This window comes from Oceaniglobus ichthyenteri (assembly GCF_003057885.1).
GTDB classification, from domain to species: Bacteria; Pseudomonadota; Alphaproteobacteria; order Rhodobacterales; family Rhodobacteraceae; genus Oceaniglobus; species Oceaniglobus ichthyenteri.
Window position 1 is genome coordinate 434,236 of record NZ_QAGK01000002.1, and the last position, 18,836, is coordinate 453,071.

Consider the following 18,836-nt stretch of genomic DNA (forward strand, 5'->3'; position numbering starts at 1 on the left):
CAGCCCCCAATCCAACGCCGCAAAATGTTGCAAACCCCAATCATTGGCCCAACCGATCCAACAAAGCAGGCACATGCACCTGATCCGATTTATAATTTCCGGTCAGGACATGCATGATAAGGTTTACCCCGAACCGCAGGGCGATTTCACGCTGGCGCTCACCGGCAAACCCGCGCCCCACCGGAAACATCCGATTGCCGCGCATATCCACCGCCCAGGCGGCGGCCCAATCGTTGCCGCCAATCACCACCGGGGTCACATTATCGTTCAGGTTGCGAAATGGCATTCCGTCCACCGATTGCGCATCAGGCGGGGCCGCCTCAACCCACACATCGCGGCTGTTATGGCGGCCCGGAAAATCCTGAAGCAGATAGAATGTGCGCGTCAGCACATGATCCGATGGAACAGGTTCCAACGGCGGCACGTCCAGCGCGCGGGCCAGTTGTTGCAATTTGCGCCCATTGGGCGAGCCGCCGCCAAACCCGGCCACATCACCGTCACGCGTATCGAACAGGATCATCCCGCCGGTACGCAAATAGGTATTCAACCGACCGTAAGCCTCTTGGCTGGGCAACGGTTGATCGGGCGTTACCGGCCAATACAAAAACGGAAAGAACGACAATTCATCGGTTTCCAGGTTCACCGCAATCGGCTCCAACGGTTCAATCGACGTGCGGTTGAACAGGGTTTCCGACAGGCCGCGCAATCCGGCGGCGGCGATATCATCCAACGCCGTATCGCCAGTGATCACATGGGCCAATACCACCTCAGACGTGGCTTCAATCGCAAAGGTATCCTCGGGCGTCTGCGCCTCGCCCCCCTGCGGTATGAACAGCGCCAGCCCCAAGGCAACCGCGACAGTGCGCGCGCCGCGCAAACGCCCGGCCAGCCATAGCGACGCAAGCACATCCAGCGCCAACAGACCCAGCGCCAAAGACAAAAGCGCGCCTTTCAACAGGGTTTCGCGCGTCACGGCCAAACCTTCCACCGGAATGCGGGCGGGCCAAGTGGTGGCCGACAGCGTGGTATCATCGGAAATGACATTCAGCGCGATGCGCCGGTCTTCGCCCGCATACAGCCCCGGTGGGGTGGCGGGCGATGGAACAGCAGCGGCCAAAGCTTCGCCCTTGATCCCCGGCACGGTGCCCGCATCCTCAACCTGGCCAAATCCGTTCAACACCATATCGGCGGTCCAGGTTGTGCCGGCCAAATCCTGCGCGCTGGGGCGTGCGGGGCGGGTGGACACGGCCAGCCGCTCCAGCATTTGCACAAACAGGCCCGACAAAGGCAGGGTCGACCATTCGGCATTGGCGGTGACGTGAAACAGCACCACTTGCCCTTGCCCCACCCGTTTGCGGGTGACCAAAGGCGTCCCATCGGCCAGCGACGCAATGGTGCGCTCGGCCAGGTTCGGATCAGGCTGCGCCATGACCTGGGCGTTGACGGTCACATCGCCCGGCACCGTCAGGCCGAAAAACGGCGACGTATCGCCAAAACGGCGCAGTGCCTTTGGCTCGCCCCAACTCATCGCGCCACCCACGCTGCGCCCCCCCGCGCGCAGGCGCACGGGCATCAACGGATCTTCCGCGTCGCGGCTGATATCACTGGCGGCCAGGCGCGGCCCGGCAAAGCGTAACAGCAGCCCGCCTTGGTCGATCCATTCGGTCAGGGCGGTGCTTTCCGCCTCGGTCACCGTGGCGACATCGGCCAACACGATCACATCGGGATTGGCCAACAAAACATCATCCAAACTGCCATCGATCAGATCGGCAGTGGGCGCCAAGGCCTGTTGCAAATAGTGGGTGGGCGACAGCAGTTGCAGCGCCTCGCGGTCGTCGCGCCCGGAAATCAACGCCACTTCGCGGCGTTTCAACCCATCATCGGTCAGGCTCACCGCCCCGGCGGACCGCACGCCTTCGATCTGAAACCGGGTGATCCGGTTGCGCAATTCCGGCGGCAGGGACAGGGCCAGCTCCGCCTGTGTTTCGCCCGCCGCAAAGGTCAGGGGGGCGCGGGCCAGTTCCCGCTCAACCCCGTTTGGGTCCAACCCCCGACCGCTGACCTCAACCGTCTGTTCCTGACCCGGCGTGGCACGCCGGGCCGATAAAGCGATTGCGCCATCTTCAAAACGCGCCGGGGCCAGGGCCAGCACCGGGCGCGGGCTTTCAAACACACGCACCGCGCCGCGTGTTTCAAACCCGGCCAAGACTGGCGCGCGCCAGTCCTGTTCCAAACCATCCGACAACCACAGGGTTTCAAACGCACCGCTTAACCCCTCGGCCCACTCCACGGCGGCATCGCCATCCACGCCCCAGGCCCGTGGCACCAAACTGGGCAGGCGTTGCGCCCAGGCCTCGGCCGCCTGAAACGGCAGATCGCCCTCGGGCAAATCGGTCAGGGTCACAACCGCCGCCGTGCGACCATCGCGCGCCGCCGCTTCCAGCGCTTCGCCAACCCGCGCCACCCGGCGCGGCCAATCGCGCGCATCGGCCCAGGTGCCATCCATCACCACCAACATCGGCCCCGATCCCGGCACCCGATCATCGGGGTTCAATACCGGCCCGGCAAAACCGATAATTACAGCCGCCACCGCCAGAGTGCGCAGCAATAGCAACCACCAAGGGGTCTTATCGCTTTGCTGGTCCTCATCACTCAGGCCCAGCAACAGGGCCACACCGGGAAACCGCCGCCGGATCGGGGCGGGTGGCACGGCGCGCAACAACAACCAAAGGATCGGCAGGGCGATCAAGCCCAACAACAACCAAGGCGCGGTGAAACCTATGCCGGCAAAGGTAAACATCAGTGATCCCGTTCCAACGCGCCAAACAGCCACAACAGCGCCGAAGCGGCACTTTGCCCCGTATGGTGGCAGTGATACTGCCAACCGGTGGCGCGGGCCAGATCGGCCAACATTGCCTTGCGCGCCGCCAACCGCTCCAAATACCGATCCCGCAAATCACCAGCCTTTAGGGTTTCGTGGCGCACTGATCCGCCCATGGATTCGAAAATCGTGCGCCCGTCGAATGGAAACGCCTCTTCCTGCGGGTCCAAGATCTGCAATATCGCGCCCTTTATCCCCCGGTCGGCGGCCTTGGTCAGTGCGGCGGTCACCGGTGCCGGATCGCCCATGAAATCGCTCACAAATAATGCGCGTGAACGGGGCAACATGCCGCGCGCCTCGGGCGCTCCGAAATCGGGTGCATCGCCGGTGTCAGAAATCGCCGCGGCCAGGCGCAGCAATTGCACCGGCCCCGATCGTGGCGGCAGGCCCAGCCCCGACAGGCCAACCCGTTCGCCCCCCCGTACCAACAGGATCGACACCGCCATCGCCAAAAGACGGGCGCGCGCCGCCTTGGTCGGTCGCGCCTTGTCTGACGTAAATTCCATGCTGCGGGCGTTATCGACCCACAAAAGCACCGATTGCGCCGCCTGCCATTCCTTTTCCTGAACGAAATGCGCGTCACTGCGCCCCGACCTGCGCCAATCAATCATCCGTGCCTCATCGCCGGGCATGGCCGGGCGATATTGCCAAAACTCATCGCCCATGCCCGCGCGCCGCCGACCATGGGCACCCAACACCACCGATTGCGCCAAATGCTGCGCATCGGCCAACAGCGCCGGAAGCGGCCCGGCCAGCGTTTCGCCATGGGCGCGAAGATCGGCGGCGTGGCTCACGCTGCGGCCTCGATCCGGGTGGTTTGCGCCACGACCTGTGAAATTACCTGGGTCAGGTTTTCGCCCCGCGCCCGCGCGGCAAAGGTCAGCGCCATACGATGCGTCAACACCGGCCCGGCCATGGCCGCCACATCCTCAACCGACGGGGCCAAGCGGCCATCGAGCAGCGCGCGCGCCCGCACGGTCAGCATCAGCGCCTGCGCCGCACGCGGGCCCGGCCCCCACCCGACCGATCCGCGTACCGTTTCAGATGCGGTGGGATCATCGGGGCGGCACGCGCGCACCAGATCCAGGATCAGTTCAACAACACCGTCGCCCACCGGCATCCGCCGCAACAAAGATTGCGCCGCCAAAAGCTGTGGCGCGGTGAAAACACCCACCGCCTCATCCTCGGCAACGCCGGTGGTGGCAATCAGAATGTCACGTTCGGTCGCGCGATCCGGATAGGGTACATCGATCTGCACCAAAAACCGGTCCAACTGAGCCTCGGGCAACGGATATGTGCCCTCTTGCTCAATCGGATTCTGGGTGGCGAACACATGAAACGGCAGGCCCAAAGCATGGGGTTGCCCCGCCACAGTCACCGAATTTTCCTGCATCGCCTGCAACAGCGCCGATTGGGTGCGCGGCGAAGCGCGGTTGATTTCATCGGCCAGCAACAATTGGCAAAAGATCGGCCCTTCGATAAATCGAAACGCCCGGCTGCCATCGGCGGCGGTTTCCAACACTTCCGATCCTAAAATATCGGCGGGCATCAAATCAGGCGTAAATTGCACCCGCGCCCCATCCAACCCCATCACCGTGCTGAGCGTATCGACAAGCCGGGTCTTGCCCAAACCGGGCAGACCAATCAACAATCCATGTCCACCACAAAGCAGCGCCGACAGCACCAGATCGACAACCTGCTCCTGGCCGATGAAACGGCGGGTGATGCTGGCCCGGGCCTCGGCCAGCTTTTCGCCCAATTCTTCGATCTCAGCGATCAGCGCGTCGGCCTCGGCCATGGCAATACTCCGGTTGTGACTATATCTATATTACATAGACCTATCGTGCTTGGGACAAATGGCAAAAGCAATGAGGGAACAAAAGATCGTGAAACCCACCGCCGAAAGCCTGGCCGCCAGCGCGCGCGCCGCATCAAAGGGCGGTTTGCCGCCGGTTCACCAGTGGAATCCGCCGTTTTGTGGCGATCTGGACATTCATATCGCCCGCGATGGCACATGGTTTTATCTGGGCACGCCGATTGGCCGCAAACCGCTGGTACGGCTGTTTTCAACGATTCTGAAACGCGAAGGCGATAATTATTTTCTGGTCACACCGGTGGAAAAGGTCGGGATCACGGTCGAAGACGCCCCTTTCGTCGCTGTCGATTTTCAGGTTGGCGGTGGCGATACCCCCACCCTTACCTTTGAAACCAATGTCGGCGATTTTGTCACCGCCGATGCCGGTCACCCCATCCGCGTGATCCGCGATGCGGAGTCAGGGGAACCTGCGCCTTATGTCATGGTGCGCGCGGGGCTAGAGGCCCTGATTGATCGCAAGAGTTTTTACCGCTTGGTGGATCAAGGCGAGGCGGCGCACCATAACGGACAAGATTGGTTTGGCGTCTGGTCATCGGCACAGTTTTTCCCAATCATCCCCGTGGCCGATTTGACTTAACTTTGGCTTTTTCTTGCTAAAAATATCCAAATCCAACATTCGCCCCATGTGATTGCGCCTCAATAAAGCTCCCACTCATCCGGGCCTTTCAGCGGCCCCATTGCTGTCCAATCGGCGCGAACTCGGGCGATACGGGTGTCACCCCAAGTTCGAAAAATTATCCAAAATCCGTCAGGTGACACCCGATCAAAGGATAAATCAGCGCGCGGGTTTGTTGATTGATCCATATCCCACATCGACATCGACACCTGAACCACCGGATCATCGCGAAACGATTCTGAAAACCGGATTTCCCGCTGTATTTCCCGCGCGCCTGTGCCGGTCCACATCGCGCCGTTGTCCACATAATCGGAAAACAGCACGAGCGACCCCTGCTCAACACCCAAGGTTCGCGTTTCCAGTCGCCGCATCAGACACTCTCCTCACTCCGGCAAGGATCATAATCCCGAAAGCGGGCAAAAAAATGGCCCCGGTAGAAGACCGGGGCCGATTCATTCAACGATCAAGATATCAGAGAGAGGGCTGTTTCGCAGAAAGGCCGATGTGCCCCCCGGCAGCCACCATATCCGCCAGCAATTTCGCCGCATCATCAACCGGGCCCGGCTGATTTTCAAAGGTCGACGCCTTGGCCTTGTTCAGGGCCTCGGTCGCCTCGGATACGATATCATCCAAATCGGCTTGGGTCATGTCGCCACGGGCAAAGGCACGTTCGGCCAGAACCGTCACGCCATCGGCACCGATTTCGGCAAATCCGCCGGTCACGAAAAATTCTGCGGTGCCTTCGGGGCCCTTGGCCACCAGAATTCCGGGGCGCAGGGTGGTGATGGTTGGCGCGTGCGATGGCATCGCGGTCATGTCGCCTTCGGCACCGGGAATCTGCACTTCGCTCACCTGCAAAGAGGCCAGGCTGCGCTCGGGGCTGACGAGAGAGAATTGCATCGTATCGGCCATGTCGGCTCCTGTTCGGTCTGGATGGGCGCACCTGTGAGCGGCGCGCCCAATAACTTAGGCGGCGTCTGCTGCCATTTTCTGGGCTTTGGCGATCACTTCGTCGATGCCGCCAACCATATAGAACGCGCCTTCGGGCAGGTGATCGTATTCGCCCGCAACAACGGCCTTGAACGACGCGATCGTGTCTTCCAATGGCACCTGCTTGCCGTCCGATCCGGTGAACACCTTAGCCACGTCAAACGGTTGGCTGAGGAAACGCTGGATCTTCCGGGCGCGTGCCACGGTCAGCTTATCTTCCTCTGACAATTCATCCATGCCCAGAATGGCGATGATATCCTGCAGCGACTTATAGCGCTGAAGAATGCCCTGAACATCGCGGGCCACCTGATAATGCTCTTCGCCCACGACCGACGGATCCAGGATCCGCGAGGTGGAATCAAGCGGGTCAACCGCCGGGTAGATGCCCAGTTCCGAAATCGCCCGGTTCAAAACCGTCGTCGCGTCAAGGTGGGCAAAGGATGTGGCAGGCGCGGGGTCGGTCAAGTCATCGGCAGGCACATAAATCGCCTGAACCGAGGTGATCGAACCGGCTTTGGTCGACGTGATCCGTTCCTGCAGCGCACCCATGTCGGTGGCCAGAGTTGGCTGATACCCAACGGCCGAAGGAATCCGGCCCAGCAGCGCCGAAACCTCGGACCCGGCTTGGGTAAAGCGGAAGATGTTGTCGACAAAGAACAACACGTCGGTGCCCGACTGATCGCGGAACTGCTCGGCCAACGTCAGACCGGACAGGGCAACACGCATACGCGCGCCGGGTGGTTCGTTCATCTGACCATAAACCAGCGCCACCTTGGATTTGGTCAGGTCATCCGGAACGATAACGCCCGATTCGATCATCTCGTGATACAGATCGTTGCCTTCACGGGTCCGCTCACCCACACCGGCAAACACGGAAAAACCACTGTGCACCTTGGCGATGTTGTTGATCAATTCCATGATCAAAACCGTTTTGCCCACACCGGCACCACCGAACAGGCCAATCTTGCCACCCTTTGAATAGGGCGCGAGCAGATCAACCACCTTGATCCCGGTGACCAGAATTTCCGAGCTTGTCGCCTGGGCGGCGAAGTCGGGGGCGGGCTGGTGAATGGCGCGGAATTCTTCGGCCTCGACAGCGCCGCCTTCGTCAACCGGATCACCGGTCACGTTCAGGATGCGCCCCAAGGTCGCGTTGCCCACGGGCACCATGATCGGGCCACCGGTGTCTTCCACCTCCGTGCCGCGCACCAAACCTTCGGTGCCGTCCATCGCGATGGTGCGCACGGTGTTTTCGCCCAAATGCTGCGCCACTTCCAACACCAGCTTTTTGCCGTTGTTGGTTGTGTTCAGCGCGTTCAGAATCTGCGGCAGTTCATCATCAAAGTGTACGTCAACGACGGCACCGATGACCTGCGTGATCTTGCCTTTAGCGTTAGCCATTGTTTGTCTCCGGTTCGTCTTAGAGCGCTTCAGCGCCCGAAATAATTTCGATCAGTTCGTTGGTAATCACGGCCTGACGCGAGCGGTTGTACTGGATGGTCAGTTTATCGATCATCTCGCCGGCGTTTCGCGTTGCGTTGTCCATGGCCCCGGTGCGCGCGCCCTGTTCGCTGGCGGCGTTTTCAAGAAGGGCTGTAAAGATCTGAATCGCGATGTTGCGCGGCAGCAGATCAGCCAGGATGCCTTCTTCCGAGGGTTCATAATCGTACAACGTTGTCTGTTCGACCGGTTCGAATTTGGCCGGAATGATCTGCAATTCGGTCGGGATCTGGCTGACCACGTTCACGAATTGACTGAAATAGATCGTGCAGACATCAAATTCACCGGCGTCAAAACGGCTCAGCACGTCTTTGGCAATCTCTTGCGCATTGACGTAACCGACACGCTTTACCTCGGTCAGATCAACGTGACCGACCAGGTTATCGCGGTATTCCCGGCGCAACTGATCGCGGCCTTTTTTACCGACGGTCAGGATTTTCACCGTCTTGCCTTCGGCCAGCAGCGCCTGAATGCGCAATTTGGCCTTCCGCACGATCGACGAGTTGAAACCGCCACACAGGCCCCGCTCCGAGGTCATGACAATCAGCAGATGCACCTGATCGCTGCCGGTTCCGGCCAACAAACGTGGTGCCGTATCGCTGCCTTGCACCGATTGGGCCAACCCCGACATCACGGCATTGAACCGTTCGGCATAGGGGCGGGCAGCCTCGGCCGCATCCTGGGCGCGGCGCAATTTTGCGGCCGCGACCATTTGCATGGCTTTGGTGATCTTGCGGGTCGATTTGACCGACGCGATCCTGTTTTTAAGGTCCTTCAGGCTAGGCATCTAGCTGTCCTTCCGGGGTTCTTAAGCTGTGAAATCGTCGGCAAACTCACCGATCGCTTTGCGGATACGGTCTTCGGCATCGCCTTTGACCTTTGGATCTTCGTTGGTGATCCAATCCAGCATGTCAGCATGTTTCGACCGCAGGTGATTCAGCAGACCGGCTTCAAACCGACCAACGGCACTGACCGGGATCTTATCGAGATAGCCCTTGGTGCCCGCCAGAATGACACAGACGATTTCGGCGTTGGTCAGCGGCGAATACTGCGGCTGTTTCATCAGTTCGGTCAGGCGCGCCCCCCGGTTCAGCAACTGCTGTGTCGAGGCATCGAGGTCAGAGCCGAACTGCGCAAAGGCAGCCATTTCGCGGTACTGGGCCAGTTCAAGTTTCACCGGACCGGCGACCGATTTCATCGCGTTCGTCTGCGCCGATGAACCAACCCGCGACACCGACAAACCGGTGTTCACAGCGGGGCGGATGCCCTGATAGAACAGTTCGGTTTCAAGGAAGATCTGACCATCGGTGATCGAAATCACGTTGGTCGGAATAAACGCCGACACGTCGCCGCCCTGGGTTTCGATGATCGGCAGCGCGGTCAGCGAGCCATTGCCGTAATCGTCGCCCAGCTTTGCCGAACGCTCCAGCAAACGGGAGTGAAGATAGAAAACGTCACCGGGATATGCCTCGCGCCCTGGCGGGCGGCGCAGCAACAGCGACATCTGGCGATAGGCCACGGCCTGCTTTGACAAATCATCATAGATGATCAGCGCGTGCTTGCCATTGTCACGGTAATATTCGGCCATTGCGGTGGCGGAATAGGGTGCCAAAAACTGCATCGGCGCGGGGTCGGATGCGGTGGCGGCGACGATGGTGGTATATTCAATCGCGCCGGTTTCTTCCAGCTTCTTCACCAACTGCGCCACGGTCGAACGTTTCTGGCCGATGGCAACATAGATACAATACAGCTTTTCGGAATCGTCCTTGGCCGCATCGTTATATGATTTCTGGTTCAGGATCGTATCCAGCGCCACGGCGGTCTTGCCGGTCTGACGGTCGCCAATGATCAATTCACGCTGGCCACGGCCAATCGGGATCATGGCGTCGATGGATTTGATCCCGGTCGGCATCGGTTCGTGCACCGATTTGCGCGGGATGATGCCGGGGGCCTTGGTGTCGGCCACGCGACGCTCGGCCGCTTCGATCGGGCCTTTGCCATCAATCGGATTGCCAAGGCCATCGACAACGCGGCCCAAAAGCCCGTCACCGGCCGGCACGTCAACGATCGAATTGGTGCGCTTTACAACGTCACCTTCCTTGATGTCGCGGTCAGACCCGAAAATAACGACACCGACGTTGTCTGATTCAAGGTTCAGCGCCATGCCCTGAATTCCACCGGGGAATTCGACCATTTCACCGGCCTGCACGTTGTCCAATCCGTGGACGCGGGCAATCCCGTCACCAACCGACAATACGCGGCCTACTTCGGCCACTTCCGCCTCTTGGCCAAAGTTTTTGATCTGGTCCTTGAGGATCGCAGAAATCTCGGCGGCTTGGATACCCATTTATCCGACCTCTTTCATAGTGTTCTGGAGTGCATTCAATTTAGCGCGGATCGACGTATCAATCATTTGCGAGCCGACTTTCACGACAAGCCCACCAATCAGCGCTGGATCGACGGACATCTTGATCTTCACATCTTTGCCCACCGCGTTTTTCAACGTGTCGGCCAATGATTTTTCCTGAGCCTTGGTCAGTTTCGACGCGGCGCTGACTTCGGCGGTGATTTCGCCTTTTTCTTCGGCGATCAGGCCCCGCAGTTCGCTCAACAGTTGCGGCAAAACGAACAACCGCCGTTTGCCGGCCATCAGGCGCAGGGTGTTGGCCATGGTCGCGTTTAGCCCCATCTTGTCAGCCAAGGCGCCAATCGCGGCCTCTTGCTGTTCGCGGGTATAAAGCGGCGAAGAGATCAGCGTGCGAAAATCGTCGCTGTCGGACAGAGCAGCGTCAAGCGCTGTCACATCCGCCTCAATGGCAGTTAAAGCATTGTCTTCCTTGGCCAGGGCAAACACAGCCGTGGCATAACGCCCGGCGATCCCTGCGGAAATCGAAGCTGGTTCGGACACGTCCACCCTTTCGATGTCTTAGCGCCATGGGGCCGTTTCGCGCACGATCCGGTCAGGGCAGTTGGAAAGACGCGGCCATCACGGCCACGTCATCAAAGTCGGCAGGGGTGTAGCAGAGGCATTCTGCCCCCGCAACTGTCTTTGGCACCTGCGACATGTGGTCAGCTTTCGCGCCGAATTTTCGCAAGAATTCCATATATCTTAATGGTTTCGCGCCATAAATTCCCGTGCTGCACCTGCGAAACCCCGCCCCGGCAGCAAAAAAAAATTGTTTGCCCGCGGCCTTTGAACACTGCTTTCGCGCCCGTACCGGCGTTATATCGGCTTTACCCCCGGCACCGCCAACCCATCCAATACCCGCAGGGGGCGGCGCACCGAATCCCGGATTCGGGTGCCTGGGGTCGGGGCGATCTGTTTGCTGACCTCAACCATCAACACCCCCCCGGCATAGCTGTCCGATACCTTGCGCCCGATCCGCTCCATCAATGGGCCGGCCTTGAGCCAGAACCGTTTTTCGGACGGCGGATGAAACAATGCCGCCACCTGCCGCTGTGGGACAAATCCGGCGTGTTTCAATTGCGCCTCAAGTTGGCCCAAAGAATAGGGGCGGCCAAATCCGAACGGCGTCTTGTCGCGCCGCGCCCACAGGCCCGCCCGGTTTGGCACAATGAACAGCGCCCGCCCCGAAGGACGCAAGACGCGCCACGCCTCTTCCAGCACCGAGGTTGGATTTTCACTGGTTTCCAGCCCGTGCATCAGCACCAGCCGATCAAGAGATTCCCGCTCAAGCGGCCACAGGGTTTCTTCGCACAGCACCGAAACGTTGGGTTGCCCGGCCGGCCACTGCATCACCCCTTGGGGGCCGGGCATCAGGCCGATCACCCGTTCGGCATCGCGCAGATAGGGGCGCAGCAGCGGCACGGCAAAGCCGAAACCGGCCACCGATTGCCCCCGCGTCGGGGGCCACAGGCGCAACATCTGATCGCGCACCGCCTTTTGCGCCGCCCGCCCCAAACGTGTACGATAATAAAAGGTGCGAAGGTCAAGAACGTCCAGATGCATTGCCGCCGCGCCCGATTACTGCAAGAGTTGTAGGGACCATAAGAAACTCAAAGGCCAATTGCCATGCCCCTGTCTGTTGTGACCATTCCATGCCTGTCTGACAACTATGCCTTCCTGCTTCATGATGACAGCAGCGGCGCGACCGCCCTGATCGATATTCCCGAGGCGGCACCGATTGAACAGGCTTTGCAAGATCGCGGTTGGGCCCTGAGCGAAATCTGGATCACCCATCATCATTCCGATCATGTGCAAGGTTTGGCCGCCCTGCTGGCCCGTCACAACGTGCCGGTGGTCGGCGCGGCCGCCGATGCGCACCGCCTGCCCCCCCTCACCCGCAAGGTGGGCGATGGTGACACGTTTCAATTCGCAGGTGCCGATGTGCAGGTGTTCGATGTGTCGGGCCACACCAAGGGGCACGTTGCATTCCATGTGCCCGACGCCAAGGCCGTGTTCACCGCCGACAGCCTGATGGCCCTGGGCTGTGGGCGGTTGTTTGAAGGCGACGGCGCAATGATGTGGGCCAGCCTTTCAAAATTGGCCGCGTTGCCGCCGGAAACGATGGTGTATTCGGGCCACGAATACACCGCCTCCAACGCCAAATTCGCCCTGACCATCGAACCCGACAACCCCGCCCTGATTGCCCGCGCCAAACGCATTGCCGATGACCGCGCCGCCGGACGCGCAACCGTTCCATCGGCCCTGTCCGAAGAATTGGCGACCAATCCTTTTTTGCGCGCCCATTTGCCAGACGTGAAAGCGTACCTATCTATGCACTCTAACACCGACGCTGAGGTGTTTGCCGAAATCCGGGCGCGCAAAGACGCGTTTTAACCTCCCCGATTCTCAATCCTTGGCGCCGCCCAACGCAACACAAGACTAAAATGTGAACGAACAATCAAAGAAAAAACTTGAAGCTGGGCCACAAACAACCAAGCTTTAACCTTAAGAGACCACGGTTGATGCGGGATACCCTCGCCCAACCCAAGATAGGAAGGAGCACGGCGGTGCCTTCATTTTCAACGACTCTCGAGCAAGCGATCCACTCTGCACTGGCCCTCGCCAATGCCCGCCGACACGAACTTGCCACGCTGGAACATCTGTTGCTGGCCCTGATCGACGAACCGGATGCCGCCAAGGTGATGCAGGCCTGTTCCGTTGATCTGGAAGATTTGAAATCGACATTGATCGATTTCATCGACGATGATTTGTCCACCCTGGTCACCGATGTCGAAGGGTCAGAGGCGGTGCCAACCGCAGCATTTCAACGGGTTATCCAACGCGCGGCGATTCACGTGCAATCTTCGGGCCGCACCGAAGTGACCGGCGCAAACGTGTTGGTTGCAATCTTTGCCGAACGCGAATCAAACGCTGCTTATTTCCTGCAAGAACAGGATATGACCCGCTATGATGCGGTCAACTATATCGCCCATGGCGTGGCCAAGGACCCGTCTTTCGGCGAAGCACGGCCCGTTTCCGGGTCGCCCGACCCCGAAGAAGACACCCAGGTGGAAGACGGCGATGGCAAGGAATCGGCCCTGGCCAAGTATTGTGTCGATCTGAACGCGAAATCCCGCAAGGGCGATATTGATCCGCTGATCGGCCGCGAACACGAGGTTGAGCGGTGCATTCAGGTGTTGTGCCGTCGGCGCAAGAACAACCCGCTTTTGGTGGGTGATCCCGGCGTTGGCAAAACCGCCATTGCCGAAGGTCTGGCATTGAAAATCGTGCGCGGTGAAACCCCCGAAGTCCTGTCTTCGGCGACGATCTATTCACTTGATATGGGCGCGCTGTTGGCGGGCACCCGGTATCGCGGTGATTTCGAAGAGCGCCTGAAGGCGGTGATGACCGAGATGGAAGATCATCCAGATGCGGTGCTGTTCATCGATGAGATCCACACCGTCATCGGCGCCGGGGCCACATCGGGCGGCGCGATGGATGCATCCAACCTGCTGAAACCTGCGTTGCAGGGCGGCAAACTGCGCTGCATGGGCTCAACCACTTACAAAGAATTTCGCCAGCATTTCGAAAAGGACCGCGCGCTGAGCCGCCGGTTCCAGAAAATCGATGTGGCCGAACCTTCGGTGGAAGATACCGTGAAGATCCTGAAAGGTCTGAAAGAGTATTTTGAAGAGCATCACAGCATCAAATACACTGCCGATGCGATCAGAACCGCGGTGGAATTGTCGGCCCGTTATATCAACGACCGCAAATTGCCCGACAAGGCAATCGATGTGATTGACGAGGCCGGAGCGGCACAACATCTGGTGGCCGAATCAAGGCGGCGCAAAACCATCGGCACCAAAGAGATCGAAGCCGTGGTGGCAAAAATCGCCCGCATCCCACCCAAAAACGTCAGCAAGGACGACGCCGAAATTCTGCGCGATCTCGAAGGCGCATTGAAACGCGTCGTGTTTGGCCAGGATGAGGCGATCACCGCCCTGTCATCGGCGATCAAACTGGCCCGTGCCGGCCTGCGCGAACCGGAAAAGCCGATCGGTAACTATCTGTTTGCCGGGCCAACCGGTGTGGGTAAAACAGAAGTGGCCAAACAGCTGGCCGATACGCTGGGTGTTGAACTGTTGCGCTTTGACATGTCGGAATACATGGAAAAACACGCAGTATCCCGTCTGATCGGTGCGCCTCCGGGCTATGTCGGGTTTGATCAGGGCGGCATGTTGACCGATGGCGTTGATCAGCACCCGCATTGTGTGCTGTTGCTCGATGAAATCGAAAAGGCCCACCCGGATGTGTTCAACATCCTGCTGCAAGTCATGGATCACGGCAAACTGACCGATCATAACGGTCGGGCGGTTGATTTCCGCAATGTCATCCTGATCATGACATCGAACGCAGGAGCCGCCGATATGCAGAAGGCCGCCATCGGATTTGGCCGTGACAAGCGCGAAGGCGAAGACACCGCCGCGATTGAGCGCACGTTCACGCCCGAATTCCGCAACCGTCTGGACGCCGTTATTTCCTTTGGCGCGCTGCCGAAGTCGGTGATCATGCAGGTTGTTGAAAAGTTCGTTCTGCAGCTTGAGGCACAGCTGATGGATCGCAATGTCACCATCGAGTTGACCAAACCCGCCGCAGAATGGCTGGCCGACAAAGGCTATGACGACAAGATGGGCGCCCGCCCGCTGGGCCGTGTCATTCAGGAGCACATCAAAAAACCTTTGGCCGAAGAACTGCTGTTTGGCAAACTGGCAAAAGGTGGCATCGTCAAGGTGGGCGTGAAAGACGGCAAGATCGATTTGAAAATCGATCCGCCGGAAACCCGCCGCCTGTCATCAAAAAAACCACCGCTGCTGACGGCCGATTAAGGCGCGGCGCTGGTGCGGCTGATTATTGCCCTGCCCATGATCCTTCTCGCGGCGCCCGCCGCCGCGAGAGACCCCATTCTGGCGCTTCCCATTGATTGCACCTTGGGAAAAACCTGTTTTATCCAACAATATACCGATGCCGATCCGGGCCAGGGCGCTGCGGATTACACCTGTGGCCCGCTGAGTTATGATGGCCATAAAGGCACCGATTTCGCCCTGCCCTTTATCAGCACGATCGACGCCGACATCGCGGTTTTTGCCGCCGCGCCGGGAACTGTGATCAGTGTGCGTGATGGCATGCCGGACCATTTGCAAGGCACCCCGGGCGCGCCCGATGTTTCAGACCGCGAATGTGGCAATGGCGTCGTGGTCGGACATGGCGGTGGTTGGCAGACACAATATTGCCACCTGAAACGCGGCTCGGTGACCGTGCGCAAGGGCCAGCGTGTCAGCAATGCCACAACCCTCGGCCATGTCGGGCTGAGCGGGCAAACACAGTTTCCCCACCTGCACCTGTCGGTGCGCCATGAGGGCCGCGTGGTCGATCCGTTCAATGCCACCGGCAACATCGCCTGTGGCCAATCGCCGGAAACATCGCTTTGGCAAAACACGCCCCCCTATCAGCCGGGCGGCATCATATCGGTCGGGTTTTCCGACGTTATTCCCGACTATGATACGGTCAAGGCCGGCATGGCAGGCGCGGCGTTTTTGCCGCCAGACACGCCCGCTCTGGTTCTATGGGCCTTTGCCTATGGCAGCCAGCCCGATGATGGGATGCGGCTGACAATCACTGGCCCGGGCGGCAACATTTTGTCAGAGGATCTGACCATCGACCGGGCACAGGCGCAGTTCTTTCGCGCCGTGGGGCGCCGCACGACCACGCCGTGGCCTGCGGGCGATTATCGGGGCATTGCTGAATTGACCCGGGGCGGCGAAACGGTTGATCAGACCGATATTGTCGTCACGATCCGCCCCTAGCGTTCGGTCAGTTTCAGTTCGATTCGCCGGTTCTGTGCCCGCGCTGTGGCTGTGTTATCCGGGTTGACCGGGTAAAATTCGCCAAACCCGGTAGGGGCCAGACGGTTGGCCGGAAAATTCAACTCTTCGGTCAGAAACCGCACCACAGACAGCGCGCGCGCCTGGCTCAATTCCCAGTTGTCGGCATATTTCGCGCTGAAATTCAGTGGCACGTTGTCGGTATGTCCGTCCACACGGACCACCCAATCAATCTCGTCGGGGATTTCCTTGGCGACGTCAAACAACAGTTGGGCGACGCGGGCGATTTGGGTCTGACCGGCGTCCGACAGATCGGCAGAGGCGCTTTCAAACAGCACTTCGGACGAAAATACGAAGCGGTCGCCAACAATTCTGACCCCTTCGCGGTTGTCCAGAAGATCGCGCAAGCGGCCAAAAAACTCTGACTGATACCGCTCAAGACGCTGGCGCTCGGCCGCCTCAAGCTCGGCGCGCCGCTTTGCCTCGATTGCCGTGCGGGCCAGCGCGGCATTCAGATCGGCCCCCAATGTTTCGATCCGCACCCGCGATGCGGCGTCCTTGTCATTTGCCAAATCCAACAGGGCCTGCAGCTGATTCAATTGGCCCCGTAATTCAGTGACTTGCCGGTTTAATATTTCAACCTGCCGCTGGCTTTCGGCTGAACGGGCCTCTTCGGTGTCCAACTGCGTGCGCGCCGCGTTCAACAGGGCATTGCGCTGCTCGGCCTCGCTCAGGCGTTCGGCGGCGGCGCGTTCTGCGGCCAGCTTTGCTGCCAATGCCTCAGCCAACTGATCGCGCAGGGCATCCTCGGTATCCACCGCACCTGCCAGTGCCGCCGCTTCGCTGCGGGCCGCCTCCAGCGCTGCGGCCAGACGATCACGCTCGGTCGCTTCGCGGCCAACCGTAGCGCGCAATTCCGCCACCTCTGCCTCGGCCTCGGCAAGACGGTCACGGGCCGATTGCAGATCCCCTTGAAACGCCTCCTTTGCCGCCTCTGCAGCACGCAGAGCGGCGGAAATCGCGGCCAGTTCTTCGGTTGTTTCATCCCGTTGCGCCAGCGCCTCGCGCAACAGCGCGTCGGCGGAATCACGCTCTTGTTCGATGGTGGCGCGTGCGGCCAAGGCCGCTGAAAGCGCCACTTCGGCTTGGGCCAAATCATCGCTCAGAGCGGCGCGGGCGGCCAGTGCAGCATCCAGCGCCGTGGCCGTTTCATTGCCGCTGGCAAGCGCTGCGGCAAGGCGTTCTGACATATCTTGCCCATCAGCACGGGCAGTTTCCAATGCGGCGCGGGCGGTGGCCAACTCTTCGGCGGTTTGATCGCGCGCCAACAGGGCGGCGGCCAGTCGGGTATCCAACGCGTCGCTTGTTTCGGCCTGGCCCTGCAGTGCGGCGCGGGTCTGATCCAGTGTGGCGCGCAAATCTTCCTGGCTTAACAGGGCGGCAGCCAGATCGCGGTTCAGCGTGTCACGCGCGGCCTCGGTTTCGGCCAGCGTCGCCTCGGTCTGTTCATTTTGCAACAATGCGGCGGCCAGACGGGTGTTCAGATCGGCACGGTCCGTATCCAGCGCCGCCATCTGTTCGCTAAGTGCCGCCAACTGTTCGGCACTTTTGTCTTGCGCCAACAAGGCCGCGGCCAATTTTTCGTTCAGCGCCGCACGGTCGTTTTCCGCCTGATCCAGCGCGATTTGCAACGCGGCGACCTCTTCATCTGTTTTGTCCTTGGTCAACAGCGCCAGGGCCAGGCGGCGGTTCAGATCGGCCTGTTCGCTTTTCAGGGTTTGCAGTTGGGCGGCTGTGCTATCCTGTGCCAAAATCGCCGCCGCAAGGCGGGCGTTCAAATCCTCTTCGCTGGACTGGGCCGCCGCCAGAAGGGTCAGGGTTTCTTCGGCGCGCGCACGTTCCTGTTCCAACGCCAGGGTCATCGCCGAAAGCGCCGCATCCGAACTTTCGAGCCGCGCGCGCAGGGCCTCGGCGGCGGCGGCCTCGGCCAAGCGGGCTTGTTCTTCCTGGCTCAGCTGCGCTTGGGTTTCGGTCAGGGTCGCGTTCAAGGCGGCCAAGGCTTGATCCTGATCGGCGGTTTCGCTGCGCAATTGCGCGGTCAGGGCCTCCAATGCCTCGCGCCGGGCAGCGGCCAACCGCGCCTCTTCCGCTTGCGCATCAATTTCATCGCGGGTACGGGCCAGGGCCAGTTGCAACTGCTCTTGCTCGGTCAATAACTGCTGCTGCGCCTGTTCCAATTCCGCAACAGTCGCGCTCAGCGCCGCGCCCTGGGCCAGCGCCGTATCGCGTTCGGCCAGCAGGCTTGCGACTTGGGCCTGAAAATCGGCGATGCGCGCGCCTTGTGATTCGGTTTCGGCGGTCAGGCTGGAAATCAGCACATCTTGTTCGCGCGCCCTGTCTTGGGCGGCGGATAATTCGGCATCCAGATCGGCCTTGTCGGTTTCCAACGCGGCGGTGCGCTCCCGCTCCAGACCCAGCAATCGCGCAAGGCCCGCCACTTCCTGACCCAAGGCATCCAGTTCGGTTTCCTGACCTGAGATTTCTTCGCGCAGGACGAATTGCACCACCATGAAAATCGTCAGAACGAACATCATAACCAGCAACAGCGCGGTCATCGCATCGACAAATCCGGGCCAGATGCTGTTTGATACCCTTTGTGTGGATCGCCGCGTCAGGGCCATGAA

At 60.2% G+C, this 18,836-nt stretch carries 15 protein-coding genes; 4 read left to right on the forward strand and 11 right to left on the reverse strand.

Features of this window, described 5'->3' with window-relative positions; translation table 11 throughout:
- Positions 1-40: 40 nt before the first annotated feature.
- From C8265_RS05080 to C8265_RS05090, 3 genes are read right to left on the reverse strand one after another with little or no spacing between them, the layout of a single operon-like run.
- The gene (locus tag C8265_RS05080; RefSeq protein ID WP_108482990.1) at positions 41-2,800 is read right to left on the reverse strand and encodes a DUF4159 domain-containing protein; all 2,760 of its coding nucleotides are present in this window, start codon (positions 2,798-2,800) and stop codon (positions 41-43) included.
- On the reverse strand, positions 2,800-3,675 hold the full coding sequence (locus tag C8265_RS05085) for a DUF58 domain-containing protein (RefSeq protein ID WP_108482884.1): 876 nt from the start codon (positions 3,673-3,675) through the stop codon (positions 2,800-2,802). Before C8265_RS05085 ends, C8265_RS05080 begins: the two co-directional genes overlap by 1 nt.
- The gene (locus C8265_RS05090; protein ID WP_108482885.1) at positions 3,672-4,679 is read right to left on the reverse strand and encodes an AAA family ATPase; all 1,008 of its coding nucleotides are present in this window, start codon (positions 4,677-4,679) and stop codon (positions 3,672-3,674) included. Before C8265_RS05090 ends, C8265_RS05085 begins: the two co-directional genes overlap by 4 nt.
- A gap of 70 nt (positions 4,680-4,749) precedes the next feature.
- Between C8265_RS05090 and C8265_RS05095 the strand changes: the two genes are divergently transcribed.
- Positions 4,750-5,334, forward strand: coding sequence for a DUF1285 domain-containing protein (locus C8265_RS05095; RefSeq protein ID WP_240610980.1), 585 nt, complete (start codon positions 4,750-4,752; stop codon positions 5,332-5,334).
- A gap of 59 nt (positions 5,335-5,393) precedes the next feature.
- Here the strand turns inward: C8265_RS05095 and C8265_RS05100 are convergent, their stop codons facing one another.
- From C8265_RS05100 to C8265_RS05130, 7 genes are all read right to left on the reverse strand, one after another.
- A complete protein-coding gene (locus C8265_RS05100; RefSeq protein WP_108482887.1) occupies positions 5,394-5,744 on the reverse strand; it encodes an H-type lectin domain-containing protein in 351 nt (116 codons plus the stop codon).
- Between the two features lie 100 nt (positions 5,745-5,844).
- Positions 5,845-6,285 carry a F0F1 ATP synthase subunit epsilon gene (locus C8265_RS05105; RefSeq protein ID WP_108482888.1) on the reverse strand — a complete coding sequence of 147 codons (441 nt, stop codon included), beginning with the start codon at positions 6,283-6,285 and terminating at the stop codon, positions 5,845-5,847.
- A gap of 54 nt (positions 6,286-6,339) precedes the next feature.
- Complete coding sequence (gene atpD / locus C8265_RS05110; RefSeq protein WP_108482889.1) at positions 6,340-7,764, reverse strand: F0F1 ATP synthase subunit beta; 1,425 nt, start codon at positions 7,762-7,764, stop codon at positions 6,340-6,342.
- Between the two features lie 19 nt (positions 7,765-7,783).
- Positions 7,784-8,650, reverse strand: a complete 867-nt coding sequence (locus C8265_RS05115) for a F0F1 ATP synthase subunit gamma (RefSeq protein ID WP_108482890.1) — start codon at positions 8,648-8,650, stop codon at positions 7,784-7,786.
- A 21-nt stretch (positions 8,651-8,671) separates the two neighbouring features.
- A complete protein-coding gene (atpA, locus tag C8265_RS05120) occupies positions 8,672-10,210 on the reverse strand; it encodes a F0F1 ATP synthase subunit alpha (RefSeq protein WP_108482891.1) in 1,539 nt (512 codons plus the stop codon).
- Positions 10,211-10,771 (reverse strand): F0F1 ATP synthase subunit delta, encoded by a 561-nt coding sequence (locus tag C8265_RS05125; protein WP_108482991.1) that lies wholly within the window; start codon positions 10,769-10,771, stop codon positions 10,211-10,213.
- 315 nt (positions 10,772-11,086) lie between these two features.
- The gene (locus C8265_RS05130; protein WP_108482892.1) at positions 11,087-11,833 is read right to left on the reverse strand and encodes a class I SAM-dependent methyltransferase; all 747 of its coding nucleotides are present in this window, start codon (positions 11,831-11,833) and stop codon (positions 11,087-11,089) included.
- A 63-nt stretch (positions 11,834-11,896) separates the two neighbouring features.
- On the opposite strand from C8265_RS05130, the gene gloB reads away from it, so the two are divergent.
- From gloB to C8265_RS05145, 3 genes are all read left to right on the forward strand, one after another.
- On the forward strand, positions 11,897-12,664 hold the full coding sequence (gene gloB / locus C8265_RS05135) for a hydroxyacylglutathione hydrolase (protein ID WP_108482893.1): 768 nt from the start codon (positions 11,897-11,899) through the stop codon (positions 12,662-12,664).
- A gap of 173 nt (positions 12,665-12,837) precedes the next feature.
- Positions 12,838-15,156 (forward strand): ATP-dependent Clp protease ATP-binding subunit ClpA, encoded by a 2,319-nt coding sequence (clpA, locus tag C8265_RS05140; protein ID WP_108482894.1) that lies wholly within the window; start codon positions 12,838-12,840, stop codon positions 15,154-15,156.
- Positions 15,157-15,168: 12 nt separating this feature from the next.
- Entirely contained in the window at positions 15,169-16,134 is a 966-nt protein-coding gene (locus C8265_RS05145) for a M23 family metallopeptidase (protein WP_240610981.1), read from the forward strand.
- Here C8265_RS05145 and C8265_RS05150 read toward each other — a convergent pair.
- Positions 16,131-18,833, reverse strand: a complete 2,703-nt coding sequence (locus C8265_RS05150) for a peptidoglycan -binding protein (RefSeq protein WP_108482895.1) — start codon at positions 18,831-18,833, stop codon at positions 16,131-16,133. The genes C8265_RS05145 and C8265_RS05150 overlap by 4 nt on opposite strands.
- Positions 18,834-18,836: the final 3 nt, after the last annotated feature.

Excerpts from the sequence above, each read along its gene's own strand:
- C8265_RS05080 (WP_108482990.1), bottom strand. The coding sequence starts at position 2,800 with ATGTTTACCTTTGCCGGCATAGGTTTCACCGCGCCTTGGTTGTTGTTG.
- C8265_RS05090 (WP_108482885.1), bottom strand. The coding sequence starts at position 4,679 with ATGGCCGAGGCCGACGCGCTGATCGCTGAGATCGAAGAATTGGGCGAA.
- C8265_RS05095 (WP_240610980.1), top strand. The coding sequence starts at position 4,750 with ATGAGGGAACAAAAGATCGTGAAACCCACCGCCGAAAGCCTGGCCGCC.
- C8265_RS05100 (WP_108482887.1), bottom strand. The coding sequence starts at position 5,744 with ATGCGGCGACTGGAAACGCGAACCTTGGGTGTTGAGCAGGGGTCGCTC.
- C8265_RS05105 (WP_108482888.1), bottom strand. The coding sequence starts at position 6,285 with ATGGCCGATACGATGCAATTCTCTCTCGTCAGCCCCGAGCGCAGCCTG.
- atpD (WP_108482889.1), bottom strand. The coding sequence starts at position 7,764 with ATGGCTAACGCTAAAGGCAAGATCACGCAGGTCATCGGTGCCGTCGTT.
- C8265_RS05115 (WP_108482890.1), bottom strand. The coding sequence starts at position 8,650 with ATGCCTAGCCTGAAGGACCTTAAAAACAGGATCGCGTCGGTCAAATCG.
- atpA (WP_108482891.1), bottom strand. The coding sequence starts at position 10,210 with ATGGGTATCCAAGCCGCCGAGATTTCTGCGATCCTCAAGGACCAGATC.
- C8265_RS05130 (WP_108482892.1), bottom strand. The coding sequence starts at position 11,833 with ATGCATCTGGACGTTCTTGACCTTCGCACCTTTTATTATCGTACACGT.
- gloB (WP_108482893.1), top strand. The coding sequence starts at position 11,897 with ATGCCCCTGTCTGTTGTGACCATTCCATGCCTGTCTGACAACTATGCC.
- C8265_RS05150 (WP_108482895.1), bottom strand. The coding sequence starts at position 18,833 with ATGGCCCTGACGCGGCGATCCACACAAAGGGTATCAAACAGCATCTGG.